The organism is Nodosilinea sp. E11 (assembly GCF_032813545.1).
Classification (GTDB): Bacteria; Cyanobacteriota; Cyanobacteriia; order Phormidesmidales; family Phormidesmidaceae; genus Nodosilinea.
The window spans coordinates 1261478-1285947 of record NZ_CP136520.1 but is presented as its reverse complement, the minus strand read 5'-3'; the positions used below and the strand labels follow the sequence as shown (position 1 = coordinate 1285947).

General features: G+C 55.4%; 22 protein-coding genes. 9 read left to right on the top strand and 13 right to left on the bottom strand.

Features of this window, described 5'->3' with window-relative positions; all coding sequences use genetic code 11:
- Nucleotides 1–99 precede the first annotated feature (99 nt).
- From urtA to RRF56_RS08080, 6 genes are all read right to left on the bottom strand, one after another.
- Nucleotides 100–1404 (bottom strand): urea ABC transporter substrate-binding protein, encoded by a 1305-nt coding sequence (gene urtA, locus RRF56_RS08105; RefSeq protein ID WP_317037132.1) that lies wholly within the window; start codon nucleotides 1402–1404, stop codon nucleotides 100–102.
- A 249-nt stretch (nucleotides 1405–1653) separates the two neighbouring features.
- Nucleotides 1654–2301: an urease accessory protein UreG gene (gene ureG, locus RRF56_RS08100; protein ID WP_410510548.1), complete on the bottom strand. Its 648-nt coding sequence runs from the start codon at nucleotides 2299–2301 to the stop codon at nucleotides 1654–1656.
- 111 nt (nucleotides 2302–2412) lie between these two features.
- Nucleotides 2413–3705, bottom strand: a complete 1293-nt coding sequence (locus RRF56_RS08095) for a glutamyl-tRNA reductase (RefSeq protein ID WP_317037130.1) — start codon at nucleotides 3703–3705, stop codon at nucleotides 2413–2415.
- Nucleotides 3706–4079: 374 nt separating this feature from the next.
- Nucleotides 4080–5117, bottom strand: a complete 1038-nt coding sequence (gene glpX / locus RRF56_RS08090) for a class II fructose-bisphosphatase (protein ID WP_317037129.1) — start codon at nucleotides 5115–5117, stop codon at nucleotides 4080–4082.
- A 95-nt stretch (nucleotides 5118–5212) separates the two neighbouring features.
- On the bottom strand, nucleotides 5213–6241 hold the full coding sequence (locus RRF56_RS08085; protein ID WP_317037128.1) for an S-layer homology domain-containing protein: 1029 nt from the start codon (nucleotides 6239–6241) through the stop codon (nucleotides 5213–5215).
- 28 nt (nucleotides 6242–6269) lie between these two features.
- Nucleotides 6270–8744: an ATP-dependent Clp protease ATP-binding subunit gene (locus RRF56_RS08080; RefSeq protein WP_317037127.1), complete on the bottom strand. Its 2475-nt coding sequence runs from the start codon at nucleotides 8742–8744 to the stop codon at nucleotides 6270–6272.
- A gap of 509 nt (nucleotides 8745–9253) precedes the next feature.
- Here RRF56_RS08080 and RRF56_RS08075 point away from each other — a divergent pair.
- The 8 genes from RRF56_RS08075 (at nucleotide 9254) to RRF56_RS08040 (ending at nucleotide 16297) form a co-directional block, all read left to right on the top strand.
- A complete protein-coding gene (locus tag RRF56_RS08075; protein ID WP_317037126.1) occupies nucleotides 9254–10030 on the top strand; it encodes a hypothetical protein in 777 nt (258 codons plus the stop codon).
- Nucleotides 10031–10154: 124 nt separating this feature from the next.
- On the top strand, nucleotides 10155–11246 hold the full coding sequence (locus RRF56_RS08070; RefSeq protein WP_317037125.1) for an EAL domain-containing protein: 1092 nt from the start codon (nucleotides 10155–10157) through the stop codon (nucleotides 11244–11246).
- A 625-nt stretch (nucleotides 11247–11871) separates the two neighbouring features.
- Nucleotides 11872–12897 carry a chlorophyll a/b binding light-harvesting protein gene (locus RRF56_RS08065; protein WP_317037124.1) on the top strand — a complete coding sequence of 342 codons (1026 nt, stop codon included), beginning with the start codon at nucleotides 11872–11874 and terminating at the stop codon, nucleotides 12895–12897.
- A gap of 255 nt (nucleotides 12898–13152) precedes the next feature.
- Complete coding sequence (gene fldA, locus RRF56_RS08060; RefSeq protein ID WP_317037123.1) at nucleotides 13153–13665, top strand: flavodoxin FldA; 513 nt, start codon at nucleotides 13153–13155, stop codon at nucleotides 13663–13665.
- Nucleotides 13666–13805: 140 nt separating this feature from the next.
- Entirely contained in the window at nucleotides 13806–14567 is a 762-nt protein-coding gene (locus RRF56_RS08055; RefSeq protein WP_317037122.1) for an alpha/beta hydrolase, read from the top strand.
- 34 nt (nucleotides 14568–14601) lie between these two features.
- Complete coding sequence (locus RRF56_RS08050; RefSeq protein WP_317037121.1) at nucleotides 14602–14898, top strand: hypothetical protein; 297 nt, start codon at nucleotides 14602–14604, stop codon at nucleotides 14896–14898.
- Nucleotides 14899–15084: 186 nt separating this feature from the next.
- Nucleotides 15085–15696: a Crp/Fnr family transcriptional regulator gene (locus RRF56_RS08045; protein WP_317037120.1), complete on the top strand. Its 612-nt coding sequence runs from the start codon at nucleotides 15085–15087 to the stop codon at nucleotides 15694–15696.
- A 211-nt stretch (nucleotides 15697–15907) separates the two neighbouring features.
- Nucleotides 15908–16297: a RidA family protein gene (locus tag RRF56_RS08040; RefSeq protein ID WP_317037119.1), complete on the top strand. Its 390-nt coding sequence runs from the start codon at nucleotides 15908–15910 to the stop codon at nucleotides 16295–16297.
- A gap of 131 nt (nucleotides 16298–16428) precedes the next feature.
- Here the strand turns inward: RRF56_RS08040 and RRF56_RS08035 are convergent, their stop codons facing one another.
- From RRF56_RS08035 to RRF56_RS08020, 4 genes are all read right to left on the bottom strand, one after another.
- Entirely contained in the window at nucleotides 16429–17631 is a 1203-nt protein-coding gene (locus RRF56_RS08035; RefSeq protein WP_317037118.1) for an argininosuccinate synthase, read from the bottom strand.
- A 339-nt stretch (nucleotides 17632–17970) separates the two neighbouring features.
- Nucleotides 17971–19233, bottom strand: a complete 1263-nt coding sequence (locus RRF56_RS08030) for an ATP-binding protein (protein ID WP_317037117.1) — start codon at nucleotides 19231–19233, stop codon at nucleotides 17971–17973.
- Nucleotides 19230–21140: a tetratricopeptide repeat protein gene (locus RRF56_RS08025; protein ID WP_317037116.1), complete on the bottom strand. Its 1911-nt coding sequence runs from the start codon at nucleotides 21138–21140 to the stop codon at nucleotides 19230–19232. The genes RRF56_RS08030 and RRF56_RS08025 overlap by 4 nt, the downstream gene beginning before the upstream one ends.
- 194 nt (nucleotides 21141–21334) lie before the next feature.
- Nucleotides 21335–21595 (bottom strand): hypothetical protein, encoded by a 261-nt coding sequence (locus tag RRF56_RS08020; protein ID WP_317037115.1) that lies wholly within the window; start codon nucleotides 21593–21595, stop codon nucleotides 21335–21337.
- A gap of 106 nt (nucleotides 21596–21701) precedes the next feature.
- Here RRF56_RS08020 and mazG point away from each other — a divergent pair, with 106 nt between their 5' ends.
- Nucleotides 21702–22547 (top strand): nucleoside triphosphate pyrophosphohydrolase, encoded by an 846-nt coding sequence (gene mazG / locus RRF56_RS08015; protein WP_317037114.1) that lies wholly within the window; start codon nucleotides 21702–21704, stop codon nucleotides 22545–22547.
- Nucleotides 22548–22616: 69 nt separating this feature from the next.
- Here the strand turns inward: mazG and RRF56_RS08010 are convergent, their stop codons facing one another.
- The 3 genes from RRF56_RS08010 to RRF56_RS08000 all read right to left on the bottom strand — a co-directional run bounded on the left by RRF56_RS08010 (nucleotide 22617) and on the right by RRF56_RS08000 (nucleotide 24397).
- Nucleotides 22617–22841 (bottom strand): hypothetical protein, encoded by a 225-nt coding sequence (locus RRF56_RS08010; protein ID WP_317037113.1) that lies wholly within the window; start codon nucleotides 22839–22841, stop codon nucleotides 22617–22619.
- 95 nt (nucleotides 22842–22936) lie between these two features.
- Complete coding sequence (gene cofG, locus RRF56_RS08005) at nucleotides 22937–23908, bottom strand: 7,8-didemethyl-8-hydroxy-5-deazariboflavin synthase subunit CofG (RefSeq protein WP_317037112.1); 972 nt, start codon at nucleotides 23906–23908, stop codon at nucleotides 22937–22939.
- A 111-nt stretch (nucleotides 23909–24019) separates the two neighbouring features.
- On the bottom strand, nucleotides 24020–24397 hold the full coding sequence (locus tag RRF56_RS08000) for a rhodanese-like domain-containing protein (protein WP_317037111.1): 378 nt from the start codon (nucleotides 24395–24397) through the stop codon (nucleotides 24020–24022).
- Between the last annotated feature and the right edge of the window lie 73 nt (nucleotides 24398–24470).

Genomic DNA, 24470 nt, shown 5'->3' with positions numbered 1-24470 from the left:
GTTTTGCTTAGCAAAAAATGATTTCAAAATCTACAAAGAAAGCGAGGATGCAGCTAGCTGTATCCTCGCTTTCTTTATGCCTGGGCCGCGAGAGCTAGCCTAGATTTCGTACTTTTCACCCTTGGCAGGGTCAGACCAGTCGCAGCCAAAGCCAATGGTGTCAGGCACAAACTGGTTCCAGGGCTGCGGATCGACAGGGCCATCGGTAGCCCAAAGGATGTCGAACATGCCGTCATCCATAATTTCCCCAATCCGCACGGTCTTGGATAGGTGGTGGTTAGAGTTCATGGTGACAGGGCCTTCGGGAGCCGCCATGCTCTGACCGTAGGCTGCAGCCCGCACTTCTGGAATATCAAAGGTACCGGCAGCTTCTACGGCCTGCTTCCACAGATAGACCATGATGTAGGCCGCTTCCATGGGGTCGTTGGTCACGCGGTCATCACCGAACTCAGCCTTGAAGTCGGCCACCCACTTTTCGTTTTCGGGGGTGTCTACGGTCTGGAAGTAGTTCCAGGAGGCCAGGTGGCCCACTAGGAACTCGCTGCCGATCTGGCGAACTTCTTCCTCAGCCACGCTGACCGACATCACCGGATACTGGTCTGGCCCCATGCCAGCGCCCTGAAGCTGCTTGAAGAAGGCGACGTTGCTATCGCCGTTGAGGCTGTTGAAGATTACGCCGCCGTTAGGTAGCGCTGCGCGAATGCGGGTAATGATCGGGGTAACTTCGGTGTTGCCCAGGGGCAGGTAGTCTTCGCCCACGGTGTTGCCACCCTTGGCGGCCAACTGCTCTTTGATGATGGTGTTGGCGGTGCGGGGAAACACATAGTCAGAGCCGACCAAGAAGAAGTCGGTGCCTTTGTTTTCAAGCAGCCAGTCTACGGCGGGCTCGATCTGCTGGTTGGGGGCTGCCCCAGTGTAGAAGATGTTTTGGGAGCATTCTTGCCCCTCGTACTGCACGGGATACCACAACATGTGGTTTTTAGATTCAAACACAGGCAGCACGGCCTTGCGGCTGGCTGAGGTCCAGCAGCCAAAGACCACGGCGACTTCGTCCTGGTCGATTAATTTCTCAGCTTTCTCGGCGAAGGTGGGCCAGTCAGAGGCACCGTCTTCGGTAACCGCTTCGATTTGGCGACCTAACACACCGCCTGCAGCGTTAATTTCTTTGATAGCCAGCATCTCAGCATCAACGACAGTGGTTTCGCTGATGGCCATGGTGCCGCTGAGGGAGTGCAGAATGCCAACCTTGATGGTTTCTCCATCGCCACCCGCTGCCCCGCTGTCGCCACCCGCTGCCCCGGTGTCGGTGGTGGTAGCCGTGCCGCAGGCCTTGAGCAGCATGGAGGTACCGAGGGTCGCAGACCCATACACCAAAAACTTACGCCGATTAAATCGAGTTACCATTCAACCTCTCTCCTGACTCGTAAAACGAAAAACTTTATGACCGAGACTTCGTGTAGACCGTCAGAGTGGATATTAAGAGGTGTGGTTGGGAGTAAATGTAGCCTAGGACACAAAATAGTCCAACGTTTTTGTAATATTTCCTAGATCTTGGTTACGTTGCCATCATCCATAGGATGGATTTTAGGTAATTGCGTTTTGGTTGCCGCCAGGATGGTGGCGAGGCTGGGTTGTGAGCGGCGGGAGTTGAGGCTAAAAATCAGCGGTTTTGGCTGAGCCTAGGGGGTTTGGTTGCTCTGCTATGGCGTGGTAGCGGATAAACTCAATCACCGTGGCCAAGCCCTCCTGGGTTTTGAGGTTGGTAAAGCCAAAGGGGCGATCGCCTCGCATCTTCCGGGCATCGCGCTCCATGACCTCTAGGCTAGCTCCCACCATCGGAGCAAGGTCAATTTTGTTGATCACCAAAAAATCAGACTTGGTGATGCCCGGCCCACCCTTACGGGGAATTTTGTCGCCAGCGGCGACATCAATCACATAAAGGGTCAGGTCTACTAACTCGGGGCTAAAGGTGCTGGCCAGGTTGTCGCCGCCGCTTTCTACAAACACCAGATCGAGGGGATGAAAGCGCGCCTCTAGATCTTCGATGGCCACCAGGTTCATGGAGGCGTCTTCGCGAATGGCGGTGTGGGGGCAGCCCCCGGTCTCTACTCCGACAATGCGATCGGGGCTGAGGGCCTGGCTGCGCACCAAAAATTGGGCGTCTTCCTGGGTGTAGATATCGTTGGTAACCACTGCCAGAGAATAGCGATCGCGCAGCGCCTTACACAGGCAATCGACCAGGGCAGTCTTGCCCGACCCCACCGGGCCAGCCACACCAACGCGAAAGGGAGTTGTCATCACCATCATCCAACAGGAGAATGCTTGGTATCTTACACCCCAGCCCCAGACCACCCCAGCAAAAGACCCCAGAGATTTTTAAAATCCCTGGGGTCTAGTTGAGCTTAGCCGAGCCTAGCTGTACTTCTCGCTAGAGGTGGTCTCGAGGTCAAACAGCACCTGGAGGGTCTGCATCGCCCGCTTGCGAGCCTCAATGTCGCGCTGGGCGCGCAGCTGCACCATTGGGTCATGGAGAATCTTGTTGACGATACCCCGCGTCAGGGCTTCGATCACCTCCTGGTGTTTTTCGGCAAACTCGCTGCCCAAGCGAGAGAGGGCCTTTTCGAGCTCCTGCTCACGAATGGTTTCGACCTTGCTGCGCAGGCTGCTGATGGTGCTGACCGTATCGAGCGATCGCCACCAGTCCATAAAGCTTTCTACCTCCTGGTCGAGCAACCCCTGGGCCTCCATGGCCATGCGGCGGCGGCTGGCCTGGTTTTGGGCGACTACGGCCTTCAGATCGTCGACGTTAAAGGCGTGTACATTGGCGATCTCATTGGCGTTGGTGTGCACGTTGAGAGGCACGGCAATGTCGAAGAGCATCAGGGTGCGGTTGGCTGCCACCAGCGGTTCCAGGTTCTCCCGGTGCAGTAGCGGCTCGGTAGCCGAGGTGCAGGTAAACACCACATCAGAGCACTGCACCGTCTCCAGCATGGCATCGAGGGTGCCGGTACGAATCTCAGCATCGGGAAACTGCTTGGCTAGCTCGTTGGCCCGGTCGATGGTGCGGTTGAGAATGGTGATTGTGCAGGAATCTTTAGAGATTAGGTGCTGTACCAGCAGCCGTGCCATCTTGCCTGCGCCCAGAATGCTGACGTGACAACCATTCAGGTGAGGCACCTTCATGCGGGCTAGCTCCACAGCGGCGGAGCTGATCGAAACGGCCCCGGTACCAATGCTGGTTTCGCTGCGCACCCGCTTGCCAGCGGTGAGCGACTGCTTGAGCAGGCGGTCTAGCACCCGGCCAATGCTCTTGTGCTGTTGGGCCAGCTGGTGGGCATGCTTAACCTGGGCGAGAATTTGGCCTTCACCCAGCACCAGGCTGTCGAGCCCTGCGGCCACGCGCATCAGGTGGTTCACGGCATCTTGGTGCAGCAGAATGAACAGGTGCTGGCGCAGCTCGTGGAGGGGCAGACCGCTGTGTTCAGAGAGAAACTGGGTGACTTCGCGAATGCCCTGCTCGGTGGCCTCGGTGACGATGTGGATTTCGAGGCGGTTGCAGGTGCTGAGAATCGAGACTTCGTCAATGTGGGGGCAATGGGTGAGATGGGCGATCGCGTCACCTGTCTGAGCCGTCGGAATGCTAAGTTTTTCGCGGATTTGCACTGGGGCAGTTTTGTGGCTCAGGCCAATTACGGCGATATTCATTCTTCCTCCACGCGTTTAATAGTCACCTAATTTATGGTGTCGGCAACACCCTAGGCCCAGGTCATCAGCTGCCAGGGCTAGCCTGGTTCAAGGGTTACACCGTACACAATTGCCAATATGTTTGAAGTTAGAGACAAATAGGCCCTGACTCAAGGAAACTCAACAAAAGTCCATCAAAAACTGTGAACACTAGCAAAAAAAAGAGATGCAGAAATTCCGCATCTCTAGGCTAACGAATTAAACCCTTTTTCCGAGGCAATTTTTACCTCGGAAAAAGAATATAAGCCAGTTTGGGCCACTCCCAGGCTGGTCTGGTCGGCGGTAAGGCCTCTGGCCAGGCTACGCCAACGCCCCTACAGGTTGGCCGATTGGCCCTAGTGGAGTTGCAGACGGCTGGGGCTATCGCTCATGTGGATCGTATCGACAAAGCGGGCGGTCTTCGACTGGCTTGAGATCACCAGGGATTGAGTCCGCATGCCACCGTGGAAGAAGCGCACCCCTTCCATCAGTTCGCCGGAGGTAATACCGGTGGCGGCAAACAGCACGGTTTCGCCCGAGGCCAGTTCGTCAGCGTCGTAGACCTTGTCAATATCGGTAATACCCATCTCGTTGAGGCGGGCGATGTTGGCTTCTTTGCTTTCGCCAATTAGACCGGTCTTGACCACCGCCGGATCGTAGATCAGTTGTCCCTGGAAGTGGCCCCCTAGGCAGCGCATGGCGGCGGCGCTAATCACCCCTTCGGGCGCAGCCCCAATGCCCATCAGCGCATGGGTGTTGGTGCCGGAGAAGGCGCAGGAGATGGCAGCACCGACATCGCCGTCCCCAATCAGCTTGACGCGGGCACCGGCATCGCGGATTTCTTTGATCAGGTCGTTGTGGCGATCGCGCTTCATCACCACCACTACCAGCTCATCGATACCGCGATCGAGGCACTCACCCAAAATCTTCAGGTTCTCGGTGGCCGACTTGTTGATGTCAACCTTGCCTTTGGCCTGGGCCGGAGCAGCCAGCTTCTTCATGTAGAAGTCGGGGGCCGCAAACAGCCCACCTTTTTCAGAGATGGCCAGCACTGCCATCGAGCCATTTTGACCGTAGGCCACCAAGTTGGTGCCTTCGCAAGGATCAACGGCAATGTCAATTTCGAGCAGTTCGTCGGGGTTGCAAAAATCGGTGGCGTTGGGCTGGGTGCAAATGCCCACCTCTTCACCGATGTAGAGCATGGGGGCATCATCCCGCTCGCCCTCGCCGATCACGATGCGACCGCGCATGTGAATCTTGTTCATGCGTTCCCGCATGGCTTCTACCGCCACCTGGTCAGCGATATTTTTTTCGCCCTTGCCCATCCAACGGGACGATGCGATCGCAGCCTGTTCGACAACCTCAATAATCTCAAGACCGAGGGTACTTTCCACGGGATCAATCCTCCAAACTGCCTATATTTAGTGGGTTTCGCGTTCCCCATCTCGATTTCCCAGTCTATCAGACGGTGGGATCAAGGCATAGAGAATTACGGCACCGTATACTCAGACTCTACCGCCGGTAGCGCGCCCCGCTGCACTAAAGCCTGGTGAACCATCGCCACAATTTCGGCACGGGTGGCGGCCTGGGTCGGCTTGAGCTGGTCGCGGGCCGGGTAATTGACCACCAGGGCGTTGTCGGTGGCCGACGCCACTTTAGGCCTAGCCCAATCGGGCAAGGGGTCGCTATCAATAAAGGCTTGCAGCGATTGGTCGGGGGCTGGTGAGGGCGGCAGATCTAGGCCCGTGACTAAAGACACCAGCACTTCGTAGCGTGGCACGGCCTGATCGGGACGAAAATTGCCGTCGGGGTAACCGTTCATAAAGCCTTGGGCGACGGCATTGTCAATGGCTGCCACGGCCCAGTAGGTGTCGGGCACGTCATTAAAGGTCCGCACCGATCCCTCTCGGGGGGAGTTGCCAAAGGCTTGGCTGAGCAGGGCAGCTAGTTCGGCCCGAGTCAGGGGTTGATCGGGCTGAAAGCCGCTTTCGGGAAAATCAGGCAAATAACCCTGATCAAACATGGACCGAATAAAGGGGTAGGCCCAATGGGTGGTCGGCACGTCGGAAATATCTAAGGGCTGAGTCGCCTGCCCGGCTGGGGCTGGGTCGGGAACAGTCGTCGGAGCCACCGGCACCGAGGTGCTCGGCAGCGGCGCAATTATAATCGGACGCCGCTGCCCAGGGCCTGCGCCCGGTACTTGCCCCGACCCTTGCCTAAGGTCTTGAGGCCAGTCTCGCTGGAGGGGCACCCCTGGGTCTAAGGTGCGCGGCACTAGCGCCGCTGGATCTTCTTCCCTAGGGTCGGCGATCGCAGCGGGATACTCAGGCCGACCTTGCAGCAGCCCAGTCTCCGCCAGCAGCCTAGGGCTACGGGAAAGGCCCCACCACAGGATGGAGCCGATGCCCGCTAGAGCTAGCACTACCGCCAACAGCTCGTCGAAGCTGAGCAGTTGATCTCGACGCCGCGAATCGGGCGGATTCGACGGATTTGGCTGATCAGGGGGAAGATTGACCATGGTGCGGGGGGGCTAGCAACGTCCACGGTTATCCTACCAGAGCGGGCTGACGCTCCGGCGTTACGACAGGGTTGCCAGCGTCGTCAATGTCAATCCGGGCGCGATCGCCATTTTCCAGATTCCCCGAGAGAATGGCCTCTGCCAAGGTATCTTCAACCAGCCGGGCAATGGCGCGGCGCATAGGGCGAGCCCCATAGCGCTGGTCATAGCCCTCCTGGGCCAGCCGGGCGAGAAACGCCTCCGATAGCGTCACCGTCATCTGGCGATCGGCCAAGCGCTTGTTCACCTCTTCTAACATCAGGTCGGCGATCTGGTTAACTTCCTCCCGAGTCAGCTGGCGGAAGACGATGATCTCGTCGATCCGGTTCAGCATCTCAGGGCGGAAGTACTGTTTCATCTCTTCGTTGACCAGGTTACGGATGTTGTTGTATTGGCTGGTAGCCGCATCCGTCGTAGCAAAGTCAAAGCCCAGGCCAGAGCCCCCCTTCTCAATCACCTGAGAACCGATGTTTGAGGTCATGATGATCAGGGTGTTCTTGAAGCTTACGGCACGACCCTTGGCGTCAGTCAATCTGCCATCGTCAAGCACCTGCAAGAGCAGGTTAAACACCTCGGGGTGGGCCTTTTCGACTTCATCCATCAAGATGACGCTGTAGGGGTTGCGGCGCACAGCTTCAGTTAACTGACCACCCTCGTCATAACCGACAAAGCCTGGGGGCGAACCAATCAGCTTAGAGACCGTATGGCTTTCCATAAACTCTGACATGTCGAGGCGAATCATCGACTCTTCAGAGCCAAACAGAGCCATGGCCAGAGCCTTAGATAGCTCAGTTTTGCCGACCCCAGTGGGGCCAGAAAACACCAAGCTGGCAATGGGGCGATCGGCACTGGCTAAGCCAGAACGCGCCCGACGGATCGCTTTGGCGGCGGCCATGACGGCCTCATGCTGACCAATCACCCGCTCGTGGAGCACATCTTCTAGGTGTAGCAGGCGCACCGCTTCGGTTTCGGTCATGCGGTTGACCGGAATACCCGTCCAGGCGGCCACGATGTCAGCGATATTTTCTTCATCGACTACAGGTACTACGGGCAAGCTACCCGCCGCCGCTTCACCGTATTCAGGAATATCGGCTTGAAGCTGCTGAATCAGCCCTTGCCGCTGTTCCCGTAGGGCTTTAGCCTTGCCAAAATCTTGTAGCTGAAGCGCTTCGTCAAGCTCTTTGTTGACCTGACGCAGCTCTTGCTTCAGCTCCTTCGAAGGATACTTGGGCATAAACCGCAGCTTGACCTGAGAGCCCGCCTCATCAACCAGATCGATTGCCTTGTCGGGCAGATGGCGATCGCTGATGTAGCGATCGGATAGCTTAGCCGCTGCTTCTAGGGCCTCATCAGTAAAGCTCACCTGGTGGAACTGCTCGTAGCGGCTGCGCACTCCCTGCAAGATTTCAATGGTTTCATCCACCGAGGGCGGCTTCACCATCACCGACTGGAAGCGACGCTCTAGGGCTGCATCCCGCTCGATGTGCTTGCGGAATTCGTCGAGGGTAGTGGCCCCAATGCACTGCATCTCACCCCGCGCCAGGGCAGGCTTCATCATATTGGCCGCATCTAGGCCCCCTTCTAAAGAGCCCGCCCCGACCAGGGTGTGAATTTCGTCGATAACCAAGATCACATCGGGGTCTTGGCGCATCTCTTCTACTAGCTGGGTAAGGCGCTCTTCAAAGTCACCCCGAAAGCGGGTACCCGACACTAGAGACCCCATGTCGAGACTGATCACCCGCTTTGTGATCAGGGCCTCGGGCACGTCTTGGTTGGCAATGCGCTGGGCCAACCCTTCAGCGATCGCGGTTTTGCCCACCCCCGGTTCACCGACTAAAATCGGGTTGTTCTTGGTGCGGCGACCGAGAATTTGGACGACCCGCTCAATTTCTTTAGCACGGCCCACCACAGGGTCAATTTTGCCCGCCGCAGCTAGAGCCGTTAGGTCGGTGCCAAACTCAGAAAGAATTTTGCCTTGCTTGCGAGAGCCGTCGCGATCGGTTTCGCGTCGCCCGACAGGCACCGCTGCCACTTCACCCAACTCTTGAATGATGCGAGTGCGCACCTTAGCCGGGTCTACCCCCAGGTTAGTGAGCACGCGGTAGGCCACGCTTTCGGTGTTTTGGCACAGGCTCAACAACAGGTGCTCAGGTTCGATGTAGGGAGAATCCATTTTGCGGGCCTCTTGAAAAGCCTGCTCAAACACCTGCTTGACCTTGGGGGTAAAGGGAATCTCAGGGGGAACACTGCCGCTGCCCCGGCCAATAATGGCTTCGACCTCAGCGCGAGCATCGTCGAGCGTAATGCCAAACTCGCCTAGCACCTTGGCCGATAGAGTGGCTTCTTCTTTGATTAGTCCCAGTAACAGTTGCTCGGTGCCAACAAAGTTGTGGCGCAACCGACGAGCCTCTTCCTGAGACTTCATAATGACGGCGATGGCGGTGTTAGTGAAGTGTTCAAACATGGGTTTTAGTCAGTACCAATGGCTTGAGGAGCGTTAAAAAACCGAAAATAGCTGGGTCATTGCCTGCTCTTAGTCGCCTGCCTTCGGTGAAAGATGCGATCGTCAAGGCCGAGGCCACCCAGGAGAAACGTCATAGTCCTGCTTAGTAATACTTTACGTAAGGCTCAGCCACTTCGCAGTGGGGAGAACCGTAGGAAACGAGTGAGGTTTAGGATATACCCGCCTACTACTCCAGATAGGTTCGCTCAAACTGAATTAGTCAATATTTCAAGCAAAGATATTTTTCCCTTAGAGATTTTGTTTACATTACTTAACCGTTATCTTATCGCTTCCGGTCCAGGTTCTGCAAATTGTCAAAGTCAATCCCAAAGTGACGCCGCCTCGTCAGCAAATCGCTTTATCATTTCAAACAAATCTGGCGCAGTCAGATCGGCCCAACATGCTCCATAATTCAGAACTAGTGCCACACTAGATTAGTACATAAAAACTACCTTATTTCCTGATCCGCCGTGACCGTAGCCCTAGAGTTTGCCAGTTCAGAAGACCTGCGGACCGCGCTTGGGCGTTGGCTCGAAGACTATGGCCACAGCGTTCACCGCCAAGTGCCTTGCCCGGAGGAGGGAGTGGTCGATCTGCTTACCCCGCTCTACGCCATCTTTTGTCCTCCCAGCCTAACCCCGGCTGACCTGTGGGCCACGGTCGATGCCATTCAGCCGCAGCAGGCCCACTTTCCTGACCACCGGCTAGTAATTGCTGGGCTGACCCCCGAAACGGACTGGGAAGCTGCTTGCGACATCGCCGAGCAAATCAAGCCCAAGGGTATCGATGTGTGGTTTCTCGATCAAAATGCTGCTTTTGTCAAGTTTTATACCGGCCTGACCGTCGACCCGCTACCCCAGCCCCAGGGACGTCTGACCCGCCGGAGCCCTTTGGCCGGGTGCCTGATTTCTTTAGGTATGGCGGCTATTTTGGGTGCTAGCTTTTGGCTGGCTTACCGCATTCTCGATCGCCACCAGTTGCAAGTGGCCACCAACAGCCAAGAAAATCGCGCTTGGGAACAGCTTCACAGTGCGGTAGAAGTCTGGGATATGGACACTACTCTCGCCAGCCTAGAGCGTCTGGGCAACAGCCGCAGCCCTTGTGTAGCCAGGTTTGCCGAGCGCTTTGAAACTAGCCTCAGGCAGCGGGGCGAAGAAGGCTTTAGGGATATCAACCCAATTAAGCGTGCCCTCAACATGCAGGAGGGCTGTCGTCTTGATCTGCGAGAATACGACTTTTCTCAATAACGTTAGCTGGCTTACCCCAGCTCAATATCTAAAGGGCACGGTATTGAGGTGCACCATCTGAGGCCGCGAATTGGGAATACTCAACTGCAATGTGGACTGTGTGGACTGCGATTGGATTTGAGTTATGAAACGTTCTGCCGCTAAGCCCTGTGCCTGTCAATCTGTTAAGCGCTGCCAGTCCAAACAGGCAGGACGGCTATTTCTTTGGTTTCCGGTGCCCCACACCTTAGCTAAGGTAATCCCGTTTCTAGAGACGAGGAGCCTAGCGTTTGAGCTGATGCAAGAGCGGCCAGGGTTGGGCATTGACTGCACCTTTGGCCAAGCTCAAGCCATGGCCCAGCATCTGGCTCAGCTGGTAGCCCCAAGAGAGCTGAAAGAAACCCAGGTTTTGTTTGTTAGAGGTACCCTTCAGCCTCAGATCGAAGATTTTAGCGATATGGCCTCTCTCCAACGGTTTATCACCGTCAGTCAGTCAGATTGGTTAGTAGATATGCTGGCTGGCGATCGCTTCACTAGCCATTTTCAGCCGATTGTCTCCCTCCAAGACACCTCTGAGATCTACGGTCACGAAGCGCTCCTGCGAGGCATTGATCAGCAGGGCAATCTAGTAATGCCTGGGGCCATTTTTGCTCAGGCGATCGAAGCCGGGCTGATACCTCAGCTAGATCGGGCAGCGCGGCTCAGTGCGATCGCCCAGGCGAGTCAGCATCAGTTAAACAGACGAATTTTTGTCAACTTCACCCCAACGGCCCTTTACGATCCGGTGTCTTGTTTGCGCAGCACCCTAGCAGCCATTGACAAAGCGGGTATTCGCCATGAGCAGGTGGTGTTTGAGGTGGTCGAATCAGACAACCCGCAAGATCTAGAGCACCTTAAGACTGTGCTGAACTATTACCGGGAGGTAGGCTTTGCCATCGCTCTAGATGATTTGGGGTCGGGTTATTCTGGCCTCAATTTGCTGCACCAACTGCGTCCCGATTTCATCAAGCTCGATATGGAGCTGATTCGGGACGTGCATCAAGACCCATACAAAGCCTCAATCACCGAGAAGTTGCTTGAGATTGCCCAAAAACTCAACATTCAGACCGTAGCTGAGGGTATTGAATGCGTTGAAGAGCTGCACTGGTTGAAGCAGCGGGGCGCTACCTTTGCCCAGGGATATCTGATCGGCCAACCCAGTGCAGTGCCCCTAGCAACAACCCATCGTTTTGATTAAGCCCTCGTGGATAGCTCCTCGACCCCTCTGTAGACGGCTAGCTAAACCGGATGACGGAGTGAGGGGTCTAGAGCGATCAACTGTTTCTAACCCTGCTGCTTAGCCTCTAATACACAAATCCGACTTAACAAAACCCGATTCCCAAACGGCCAACCCGTAAGGTCGCATGCCATGCGCCCTGCTGCATTTTGGCGAAGGTGGTTGGCACCCCGCAACGGTGCAGATGCCAACGCTGAGCAAAGGACTTGCCGCTATGGCCGTGGGGTGGGGCGGCAGCCCTATCTGTTGTCTGTTGAGACTAGAAATCAATAGTTTGGCATCCTAAGCGCTGGCTTTGGGCTGAGGGACAACGCCGATTGGGCTAGAGGGGCCGGTTCTTCGGCCTCAATCTGGGGGCGATCGCTATTGTAGCTGGCTGAGGGAGACTGCCGCTGCCGTAATTTTAAGCGTTAGACGTTCACTTATCAGCAGTAGCCGGGAAGCAAGACGACTGGATGAGTTGTGCGCAACAAAACTTAACTTGATTCTATTGAGAATGATTCCGATCTGTGGTCAAATTCTCTTATTGAGTTTGTTTCTCAATAAGTGCTGTGTTGATATTGACCTTAGTAAGGATTCGTTGACTATGCAAACCTATGGCAGTACCGAAGTAACCTATGACTGGTGGGCTGGTAATGCTCGCTTTGCCAACTTGTCGGGGTTCTTTATTTCGGCCCACGTCGGCCAGGCCGCGCTAATTACGCTTTGGGCTGGGGCCTTTACCCTCTTTGAGCTGTCCTGGTTTGACCCAGCTATTCCTATGGGCGAACAGGGATTAATTTTGTTGCCCCACCTGGCTACCCTCGGCCTTGGCTTGGGCGAAGGCGGACAAGTGGTCGATACCTATCCCTACTTTGTAGTCGGGGCGGTGCACCTAATTTCTTCCGCTGTGCTCGGGGCCGGAGCGCTATTTCACACCTTCAAAGCTCCTGCCGATTTGCGAGATGCTAAGGGACAGGCCCGCAAGTTTCACTTTGACTGGGATAACCCGGCTCAACTGGGGCTGATTTTGGGTCACCACCTTCTATTCTTGGGGGCCGGCGCGCTGCTGCTCGTCGCTAAAGCCACCACCTGGGGCGGTTTGTACGATGCCACCACCCAAACTGTGCGGCTGGTGCAGCCCACCTTAGACCCACTGGTGATCTACGGCTACCAGACCCACTTTGCTAGCGTTAACAATCTCGAAGACCTGGTGGGTGGTCATCTATTTGTCGGTGTGTTGTTGATTGCCGGAGGCATCTGGCACATCTTGGTTCCCCCGCTTCGGTGGGCCAAAAACCTGCTGCTGTTTTCTGGAGAAGCGATTTTGTCTTACTCTCTCGGGGGGATTGCCCTAGCCGGGTTTGTCGCAGCCTACTTTTGTGCGGTCAATACCCTGGCTTACCCGGTGGAGTTTTACGGCCCCCCGCTGGAGGTAAAACTTGGCATCATGCCTTACTTTGCAGACACTGTGGTGCTGCCGCTCAATGCCCACACCTCCCGCTGCTGGTTGGCCAATGCCCACTTTATTCTGGCGTTCGTTTTCTTGCAGGGCCATCTTTGGCATGCCCTGCGCGCCATTGGTTTCGACTTTCGCCGGGTAGAAAAAGCCCTGAGCACCGTCGAATTGTAGCGTTGGGTTAACTTCTCCTCTCTTTGGGGGGTACATAGGGCTCCAACATCCTGCCCCCCTTTCCTCATGTATTTCTAGGGCGCTCTGTGATGATTTGCCTTTGCTGCTCAGACCGGTTGCTGCTTCAAGTGCAAGGCCGACAGCCCCAGTGGTTTTGCCCCACCTGTCGTCAGTCGATGCCGAGTAGTCGAGCCGCTGTGGCTTCTTTACACCCACCCGATTTTCTGTTTGAACCAACTCAGGATAAGCACTGTCATGACTAAAATTGGCCTCTTTTTTGGCACCCAGACCGGCAATACTGAAACGTTGGCCGAGGCAATACAAAAAGCATTTGGGGGTGATGGCGTAGTCACGCTGCACGACATTGCCGATGCCAGCCCCGACGACTTTTCTGACTATAACTGCCTGATCATCGGCTGCCCTACCTGGAATATTGGCGAGCTGCAATCGGATTGGGAAGGTTTCTTCGACGAGCTCGATGGTATTGACTTTAGCGGTAAGCAGGTCGCTTTCTTTGGGGCGGGCGACCAAGTTGGCTATGCCGATAACTTTCAAGACGCCATGGGCATTTTGGCAGAGAAAATCACTGAACTGGGGGCCACCACTGTAGGTCAGTGGCCCATTGATGGCTATGACTTTAGCGATTCTAAGGCCGTACAAAATGGCAAGTTTGTGGGCCTGGCTCTAGATGAAGACAACCAGCCTGAGCTCACGGATGACCGCATCAGCGCCTGGGTTGCTCAGCTGAAATCGACTTTTGGAGTTTAAATCCTCTGGTTGGCAATGGTTAAGTGTGACTGCACGCCTGCTCCTTAACCCATGGGGTGCTATTGCCCGCCACTTTTCAATGCCAGTAAAAATTTCTTCGACTTCGCTCCTCTCATAATGTCCACATTTTTTGGTTGCCAATGACGTTAACCTCTTGCCCCGATGCCGTGTGGCTGAACGTGAGCCCTAGCTTTGAACGATTTGATCACAAGCTGTTAGGCTGTCTAGCCCGCTATGGTGAAGTCACCCACTGGGCCTACCGACAAACCCCAGACGAACCTAGCTCTCTCGATATCGCTGTTACCCTGCTCCACGACTATCTCAAGGGGTTTGACCGACCGGTGCACCTGATGGGCCACGGCACGGGGGGGCTGGTTGGGCTGCTCTATGCTCGCCAAAACCCCCACCGGGTGAGCTCGTTAACGCTGCTTTCTGTGGGGGTAAACCCCATGGTCGATTGGCAGGCCCACTACTATGCCCAGCTAGAGCGGTTACCCTGCGATCGCCGCCAGGTACTGGCCCAGATGGTCTATAGCCTATTTGGCCACCAGGCTCGGCCTTTGGTACCGGGCTGGGTCAACTTACTAGAGCAAGATCTGCTCCACTCTGTGTCTCCCCACTCACTGCTGAAGCGAGTGAGCCTGTGCCCTGGCAGCGTGGCGGTGCCTCTGCTGGTGGCTGGTGGCACCGAAGATGCCATCGTTGATCCGACCCAGATCAAGGGGTGGCAACCATGGCTAAAGGGGGGCGATCGCATCGTGGCATTCCCCGGTCGCCACTTTTTCCATGCCGTTTACCCGCAACGGGTAGCCAGCCAAATTTTAAGTTTTTGGGGCACCACTCAGACCCTGCTGTTCACCCCCGAGGGGTTTAACGTAGCGTCTTCGCTGCCAGGTTCTTAGATCATCTACTGCTGCTGTATTCAGTGAGGTTTCTATGCCCTCTAGCGACATTTTGCTTGCCGTCTTGGTGCCCCTAGGCATTTGGGTCATGGTGCTGCTCTTTGTTTTGGCTCTATTGCTGGCTATTCAAGACGGCCTTCAGCGGCTGCGGCGATTGCACCAGGTGCCCTGCTTTCGGTGCCGCTACTACACTGGTAGCCCCTATCTCAAGTGTCCGGTGCGCCCTAGAGATGCCGCCTCAGAAGCTGCCCTCTGTTGCCCCGACTATGAAATCGCCGATGTTAGGCCCACCCCTTCACCTGCCAAACCCCGATTCAAAGCACTCCTCTGATTGCTGCCGCTGTGGGAAAAACCCTAAGGTGACTTCTGGAAAACTTTTTCCCTAAGGGTGGGCATTGCCACCCTTAGGCGGCTACAGTCGCCGGATACAGCAGGGAGCTTCTGTTCTAAAAATCTCCTAAGCCTTCAGTTACAAAGACCGTCCCTTCACGCTTCCTCACCTCACCTCTAGATTCCCATGTCTCGCCCTCAACTCTCGATTCTGCAAACCTTTGGCCCTAAAACCTCTCTGCCGCCGCTGTGCGATCGCGTCTGGCTGATTGAGCAAGGTATTGTGCGCAGCCTGACCTGGAACGCTGAGGGTCAGGTGATTACCGTTGGCCTGTGGGGCCAGGGAGATATTGTCGGGCTGCCGCTGACTCGACTGAGCCCCTACCAAATGGAATGTTTGACCTCAGTAATGGTCACGGAAGTGGTTTTTCATTCACAAACACGCTACTGGCAGACGCTGCTGCTCAATCATCTTTGGTATAGCCAGGAGCTATTTCGCGTAGTGCAAATTCCCTGTTTGGCCGAGCGCCTGCTGCACCTGCTCCACTGGCTGGCCGATCGCTTTGGACACCAGACCCCAGAGGGCAGATTGTTGCCACCGCTATTGACCCACCAGCAGCTATCTGAAGTGTTGGGCAGTAGCCGGGTTACGGTGACTCGCCTGCTCAACACCCTAGAGCGGCAGGGGCAGCTCGTGCGCTTTAGAAAGCGCCGAGGTGAAACCAAACACCGTTACCTAGCCTCTGAGTCAAGTCGAGCCATTTTACTGCCTGATTTAAAGCAGTTAGCTCAGCTCTAGGTGCTGCTGAATGGGTGCATGAATTGGGGTAGGGGAAAACGGACATTTCGTCATTGGCCTGGTCTGAAAATGTTAGTCAAGAGATGGCTTCTATGACTCAGGTTGAGATCGATCTGGCTATGTTTGAAAGGCCTAGTAATTTGCTCTTGCGACAATTTATTGGTGACAATTTAAGCGACACTATAAAACTGTTGTTGTAATAGTTAAAACCATGCTGGAATTTATGACCTTGCCCGATAACGTGCTGCCGCCGGTAGCACCCTACTCCCACGCGGTGCGGGCTGGAGATTTTTTGTTTGTGACGGGGCAGCTGGCCGAAGACCCGGCCACGGGCAAGGTTGTTAAAGGCTCAATTGAAGAGCAAACCCGGCGGGTGATGGATAACCTGGCTCTAGTGTTAGATCACGGGGGCAGCGGTTTCAACCGAGTAGTGATGGCGCGGATCTTTGTTACAGATTTTCGCTACTACGAGGTGGTAAACACCATTTACCAATCATACTTTGGCCAATCTCCCCAGCCGAGCCGTACTACAGTGGGGGTCACAGCGCTGGCCGGGTATGGAGATGTAGAAATTGACCTAATCGCTTACTGTGGGGAGTGATTTGCCTAGCTCGATCTCAACACAGAATAGGGGTGGAGGTCGTCAAACTCCACCCCTTGGTGTACTAACTAGGTCATCAGGCTACTGTCAGCACCTCAAACCTAGCCCAGACGGTTGGGCAAGATGACGTTCTAACCCCGCAGCTTTTCAGACCAGACGCGTGTGGGTAGACCCCACACGTAGATAAAGCCTTCGGCAGCCCTGTGGTCAAACTGGTCATCAGAGCCGTAGGTCGACAGGGCATCGCTGTAGAGGGCCAGCTCAGACTGGCGGCCCACCACCCGGTTGGTGCCCTTAAACAGCTTCACCCGCACGGTGCCTGTCACCCGCTCTTGGGTCTGCTGAATGAAGGCGTCGAGGGCCAGCTTGAGGGGGCTATACCAGAGGCCGTTGTAGACCAGACGGCTGTAGCTTTCTTCGATGCCGCGCTTGTACTGGGTGACGTCGGCGGTGAGGGTGAGGCTTTCTAAATCGCGGTGGGCGTCGATCAGTACCAGTAGAGCTGGGGCCTCGTAGATTTCGCGCGATTTGATGCCTACCAGGCGGTTTTCAATCATGTCGATGCGGCCTACGCCGTGGCGACCGGCGATCGCATTCAGTTGAGTAATTAACTCTACCGGCCCCAGCGCCTGGCCATTGAGGCTGGTGGGCAGACCCTTGGTAAAGCCAATATCCACGTATTCAGGCTCGTTGGGGGTGTTTTCGATCGCCTCGGTCATCAAAAACACTTCTTCCAAAGGCTCGGTCATGGGGTTTTCGAGCGGCCCGGCCTCAATGCTGCGGCCCAGCAGGTTGCGATCGATGCTGTAAGGGCTAGACTTTTTCACCTGAAAGCTGAGGCCATTTTTTTCACCGTAGGCAATGGCTTCTTCGCGCCCCATGCCCCACTCGCGGGCGGGGGCCAGCACCTTAAGGCTGGGATTGAGGGCGGCGATCGCCACGTCAAAGCGCACCTGGTCGTTGCCCTTGCCGGTGCAGCCGTGGGCGACAGCATCGGCCCCATAGCGATCGGCGGCTTCGACTAGGGCCTTGGCAATCAGCGGGCGGGCCAGGGCCGTAGACAGCGGGTAGCGATTTTCATACAGGGCATTGGCCTGGATGGCGGGGAAGGCATAGTCGGTAATGAATTCTTTGGTCAGGTCGGCTACTAAAGACTCTTTTACCCCGGCATTGAGCGCCTTGAGGCGAATCGGCTCTAGCTCGTCGCCTTGGCCTAAGTCTGCCGCCAGGGTAATCACTTCTTTTACACCCCACTCCTGCATCAGGTAGGGGATACACACGGTGGTGTCAACACCACCGGAATAGGCTAGAACAACTTTCTCTGCGCGACCCATGGGCAACTTCCTGCTTTCCGCTAAGGGGGTGATCAATAATCGTCCTGGCAGGACGACCCGCCAAACTTACCACAGCCCTAACCCTCTAAGGGGTATAGCGATGCACTGGGCAATTTGGCCAACGCTATATTATCGGCTGTTGTCTGCCCTGCACCACCGCGATTTAGCAAGATCTGATGACATATAGAGCGGGTTTATGGCAGTCGCGATCGTTAGAACGTTTTAACCGCCTCAACGTAACTCGCCATAGTGATCCAGCGCAGTAGCACAGCCAATAATCTGGAACGCGTTTAGTTCTGCTGCCACATAACACAACCTCCGCGATATTGGTGCTCTGATCTACAGATCTACTGGCTCATCCTCTATGGTTGGTGGCAGAGCGATTGGGGCAAAGGCTTTGGTGTCATCCTGATCGAGTTGGTGGGCGAGGTCAGCTGCTTCTAGCCGTTCTAGAAAGGGCAAAATCTCGCTAAAGCTGCGAAACCCTAGTTGTTCCAAGTCTTCAAAGGTAATGGTTTCGTCAGAGATTGGCCCTCGCTGTTCTAGAAAGGCTCGAACTCGTTCTTCTTGAACGCTGAGGGCAGCACGTTCTCTCAGCTCTGGAGCAGCCGCCTTTAGTCCCTGAGCCAATACCTCTGAATCAATTAAGGTGGCCTGCATGTTAGCGGCGGTGTCGAGTACTGTGTTGCCAAGCCGGTTAAACAGGCGAGGCTTGCCTAGAGATACTTCACAGAAGCGCTTGGCGGCCTCTGGGGTAAATGGCAATACCGATCGCGGATCATCGGGGTCAGTGCAGGTGTTGCCGATGCGGGCGCTGTTGAGGTAGTTGATCAGCATCTTGTAGGTGGTGGGCTGATCGAGTTCTTCGAGCTTCAGTTGCAGGTCAAACAGTCCTCGCTCACTGGTCAACAAATCGCCTGTGATGCCCATCGGGTGCCCGGTAAGCATAAACCAGGCCCGCCCCTTCAACATGCCTTGGGCATCGTGCATCATCTGTCGAACGGCGCTGGGGTTGCGTTTATCCAAGTCGTCAATGGCAATGACAACGCCCTGGGGATATTTTTCTTGGGCGCGTTCTAGCAGGGTATCGAGGCTCACGGTGGGATATAACGGCTTCGTGAGAGGCAGGTCTTTTTCCGCCATTTTGGCACCCATGACCAGGTTTCCGCTTACTTCTGAACTGCGCTCTTTAAGGATTTTGGCGGTCGGAATCCCCATTTGGTAGAGCTGCCGCTGTGCCCATTCGTCATCGGCCATTTCGCGGGCAACGGCAATTAAGGCTGTGGTAGCCAGGTCTAGATCAGCGGGTAGAGAAATATAGGCGGTCAACATCTGTGGACGCTTGCGGCGCAAAACAGACAGCACCTCTCGCAAAAAGGCGCTTTTGCCAATGCCAATGCGGCCATAGACCAAAACCCGTCGCCGCTCCCGGCTTTGAAACAGGTTAAATACCCGTCGCAGCTCGTCTTCGCGCCCGGTGAAGATGTACTGTAGCGTTTCGCTTTCGAGGTCAGGTGGGCTTTCTGTAAACGGAATTTCGCGTAGGCCCAAGCCCTGCACGTTGCTGGTTGATTGATCAAAAATATCGTCGGCGGTGGTCATGCGGGCACCTCGCTTAGCTGCTGCTCTGCCCGCTGGGCTGCCTGGTAAAGGTTATCCACTTCTCTTACCCTGTTTTGTCTATCTAGCTGATGGTAAAGGTCGCGGGCTTGTTGTAGCTCAGCCATACCTTTTTTGAAATAGCCCTGGGAGGCTAACACACTCCCTAATCCATGACGACTTTGGGCAATGCCGGGCTGATCGTTAAGGTGTTCGTACAGGCGCAGGGCATCGCGGTAGTAGAGACGGGCATTATCCCAGTCAGAGAGGGTTTCGTGGGCGCGTCCGGTTTGATACAGCGCATTGGCGTGGGCAAGTTGGTCATCCCCTTCGCTGAGCAGTCTGACGCTGTTGAGCAAGAGCTGTAGCCCTTCCTGCCACTGGCCTTCGCGTACCAGGCGACTGCCTAAGACAGATTGAGTAGTCGGTAGCGCTTGCCAAATTTTTTCGCGATCGTAATGCTCTGGGCTAATGGCATCTAAAGCGGTTTTATAGGCTTTGAGTGCGTCTTGTAGATCGCTAGCATTTTGATTTAGCTCAAAGCGACGCGATAGGGCAGTACCCAATCGGTACTGAGAGTCGATAAAGTCTGGGCTACCAGGCACGGCAACTTCTAAAGCCTCTTTCAGCAGCGTAATAGCAGTATTTAAGTCATTTGAGTTATCTGACAACGAGGCTTGTTTAATTAATGCTTCAGCCAAGCAGCCCTGGTTCTCGGCCCACTTAAGCGGGAATGCCTTTTGCGTGAAAACTTGAGTAGCTTCTTGGTACAAATCAATCGCTGTTCTTAGATTGTCGCTTTGCTCGCCTAGAATGCGATCGCGATAAGCATTGCCGAGATTGTGCTTACTTATTGCCCAATTTTCTGGGAAAGCATCATGAGTGTAAACCTGAAGCGACAACTTATAAGCCACAATCGCTTGCTCTACATTTTTGGCGTGATCGCCTCTAATGCGATCACGATAGGCAACGCCAAGATTACTTTGTGTCGTGGCCCAATTTTCAGGAAAAGCATCGCGAGTGTAAACTTGAAGTGACAACTCATAGGCTGCAATAGCCTGCTCTAAATTCTCAGCCCGATCACCTCTAATGCGATTACCGTAGGCAGTGCCGAGATTATTTTGTGTCGTGGCCCAATTTTCAGGAAAAGCATCGCGTGTTTTGACCTGAAGCGATAACTCATAGGCCGCAATCGCTTGCTCTAAGTTTTCAGCCCGATCACCTTGAATGCGACTGCTACAGGCAGTGCCGAGATTATTTTGTGTCGTGGCCCAATTTTCAGGAAAAGCATCGCGTGTTCTGACCTGAAGCGATAACTCATAGGCCGCAATCGCTTGCTCTAAGTTTTCAGCCCGATCACCTCTAATGCGGTTACCGTAGGCAGTGCCGAGGTTATTTTGTGTAGCGGCCCAACTTTCAGGAAAAGCATCGCGTGTTCTAACTTGAAGCGATAACTCATAGGCCGCAATCGCTTGCTCTAAGTTTTTGGCCCGATCGCCTTGAAAGCGATTACTGTAGGCAGCGCCAAGATTATTTTGTGTAGCGGCCCAACTTTCAGGAAAAGCATCACGAGTAAATACCCTTAATGCAATTTGGTAAGCCGCAATACTCAACTCCAGGTTTAAGGCCCGATCACCTAGCGGAAACTCGCAAATTGCATTTCCAAAATTCCCAAATAGCGATGCACCTGCTTGCCTATCTCCAAATAAACCATCTTCTACCAGTGTCGGAAATGTATGTGGCAATGCCTCTAGAAGAGATTCATCTAGCTTGGCTAAGTTTGCCTTCAAAAACTGCTCGACCTGCCGCTTATCTCCCTTAGCTTCGGTATGGCACTTCCTAAAGGCACGCATAAACTGGGTCGCATTGCGCGTGGATACCGCTTTTGGCTGTCCAAATCCTTTGCCCATAGCACCCTCTGCACCAGCTCACACTTCATCAACAGGGTCGTAAGTTCAATAGTAGTGCCATATTTCTCAAAACTCCCACCGCACCCTCAGCGCTTCATAGCAGTGCATAACATGGCGCAAAGGGCCAAAGCCCGTGTCCATCTTTGCCGAGTGTTTAGAAGATGGGCACGCTGCGCTTTGCGCCATCCGACGGATTAACTGAGCTGCCGAGCGCGCCTCAGCAGACTAAACACCTCCCCCTGCTCTGGGGTAATCAAAATTCCCGAGGGCGGGATCGTGATCAGCTGGCTCCAGGTGGCATGGAGCCGGTGAATGGTGGCACGCACCCCTTCGGGCGAGCCAATCACCAGATGGCGCAATCGCTCTGGCTGGGGGCTGGGTTTGGCTAGGCGCAGGGGATTCAGATCCCCGAGTTCTTCAAGAACTCGGGGATCTTGGCGGGTAAAACACAACATAGTTGAGAGCATCTCATCGGGCGATAACATCGCCCAGGGTATGGGCAATGTACCTAGGGCTGAGGATCACCGTCTAAGCTATGGTTGTCGTCAACCCAGTTTCGCTATGGTTTCTGCGCCCCTGCCTTCTGAACCTGTCACCCATCGCGCCGCCATTCTCGCCGCCCTAGAGCGGCTGGTGGATATTATCGCTCAGCTGCGCCACCCCGAAACCGGCTGCCCGTGGGACCTGGCCCAAACCCCCACTAGCCTAATTCCCTACGTGATCGAAGAAGCCTACGAGGTGGTGGATGCCATTCAGGTGGGGGAAAAGGATGCGATCGCCGAAGAACTCGGTGACCTGCTGCTGCAAGTAGTGCTGCAAGCCCAGGTGGCCAGCGACGCGGACAACTTTGACCTGGGCACGGTGGCTACCGGCATTGCTGACAAGCTGGTGCGCCGCCACCCTCACATTTTTGGCGATGCCTCAGGTGAGACGCCCGAAGAAGTCAGCCAAAACTGGGACCGCATCAAGGCCGAAGAAAAAGGCATTCCCCACGAGCCTGACAAGCTCTCGCCCAAGCTGACCAAATACAGCCGCACTCTGCCGCCCTTGATGGCCGCCAGCAAGATTTCGCACAAAGCCGCCAAGGCCGGGTTCGAGTGGAACGATATCGACGGCGTGTGGGACAAATTTCACGAAGAACTAGACGAGTTTCGGGCCGCCCTGGCCAGTGAACCCAAAGAGAACCAGCAAGCAGAGCTGGGCGATCTGTTGTTTACGCTGGTTAACCTGGCCCGCTGGTATGACCTCGACCCCTCGGAGGCCTTGCAGAGCACCAATCGTCGCTTCATTCAGCGCTTTGGGCTGGTGGAAGCCGTGGCCGAGAAGCCCTTGGGAGAGTACGGCATCGAAGAGCTAGAAGGGCTGTGGCAAAAGGCGAAGGCGCGTCTGGCCAAGCCTCAGGATTAACGACCCAGAGTTAATGGTGGGCACTGCCCACCAACTGCAATCTATCACCCTACAGAGCCAGTCGCGGTGCTAGCGCGGGGCGTCGGGCTTGTAGTAGTCGTTGGGGCTAGGGGGCTGACTGCCGCCGTTTTTGTTGATGCAGCCGGGTTTATCGACATAGCGGCAGACGCGGGCGTAGAGCCGGGCACGGGTGCCCGGTGGCCCCGCTGAGAAGACGACGCGATCGCCCCCAACCATCCCCACAAAAATTTTGACGCCGCACACGGAGCAGGTTTGAGGGTTAGAAGCTGTCATCGCGATCAACCATAGACAGAGTTGGAAGGCGTTGGGTTAACTGCTCCTCCGTTGTAAGCATCTTACTGAATGGATGGGCTCACAAGGGTTTGCAACTAAACGATAATTCTGTGGTCGTAAGAATTTTCGCTCAACTGTTGACGCCAAGTGTTGACTAAGGGTTTTAGTGACGCTGGTAGCCAACTATCGTACTGCGGGTACACGGGTAGCCGGGGCTGGAGCTGCCAACCCGCAGGGGCGATCGCCGCCGCCAGCGAAGCTGGGGTAGGGTGATCGTAGTCGGGGTTCACTTCATCGACCGGGCTGATGCCGCCTAGATCGCTAGCTCCCTGCTCTAGGCAGGCCACCAGGCCCGCATCACTCACTAAATTGGGTGGAATTTGCACCGCTATATCGGATGGCAGGTAGGTCTTAGCCAACTGCACCGCCTTGATTAGAGCGGCTTCGGCTAGAGCCATACCGGGTTGAGCCTGGCGCTGTCCGGGGCTGTGGGGTTGTAAAATTACTTCTTGAATGTGGCCGTGGCGGGCATGGCTAGCGGCGATCGCCCGCAGCGAATCGACCCAATCAGTCTCCGTTTCGCCGAGGCCCAGCAGCAACCCCGTCGTGAACGAAATGCCCAACTCACCGGCCCACTCGAGCTGCTGTAGCCGCACGGCTGGGCGCTTGCTGGGGGCGTGGCGGTGTACGGTATAGAGCAGTTTTGGAGAAACCTGCTCCACCATCAGACCCATGGAAACATTGACCTGCTGAAGGTGCTCCATTTCGCTGCGGCTGAGGGGGCCAGCGTTGGTATGGGGCAGTAACCCCGCCTCTATAGCCAACTCACAGATGCGATAGATGTGACGAAACCAGGCATCCCGCCGAGGGCTGTGGGGGGCTACCTCGCCGCTCAAAACCAGCACCTCACATACTTGTTTCTGGCGCAGGTGAGGTAACAGCTGGTCAACAGCCTCTAGGCTGAGCCAGGGAGACTCCCCAGGCTCGGCACGAAAGTTGCAATAGGTGCAGCGGTTAAAGCATTCGTAGGTGGGTACCAGGGTGTAGGCGCGACTGTAGGTTGCCACCTTGGCTGCACCACCTAGGTTTGCACGGTCTGAAAAACCACTAGCTGCCGAAACTGAGAGAGAAGGATCCATGCCAACGCTATAGGCCCTAACTGCATCAGTTTAGAGGAGTTAAGCCACTGTCGTTGTGACGACTTCTACGGGGAAACCCGCTGCCTTCCATGCCGCAACGCCACCCCGCACAATGGCTACCCGCGAGAAACCTGCTTTACGCAACTGCTCGGCGACGACGGTCGATTCATCGTCGGTGTTGCTATAGATATAGAGATCGCGGGTGACTTCAAAACAGTTGGCGGCTGTAGCCAGCAGCGTGTCTACCGGTATGGAGATAGCACCCGTAATGTGGCTGTGGTTAAATTCAGTGCGATCGCGCACATCAATGATGGTGAGCGCCGGTTCGCCCCAGTCTAGCCGCTCTTTGAGGTCGTAAACGCGAGATTCGGGTCGTAAGGGCGAGGGTTTAGGCAGAAGGCCAAATAAGCGGTGCATGGGAGGAGGATCCTTGGGCGAAGGCGTTCTCCTGCAATGTAACAAACCTTAATAGGGTCTGCAAACTTCTGTG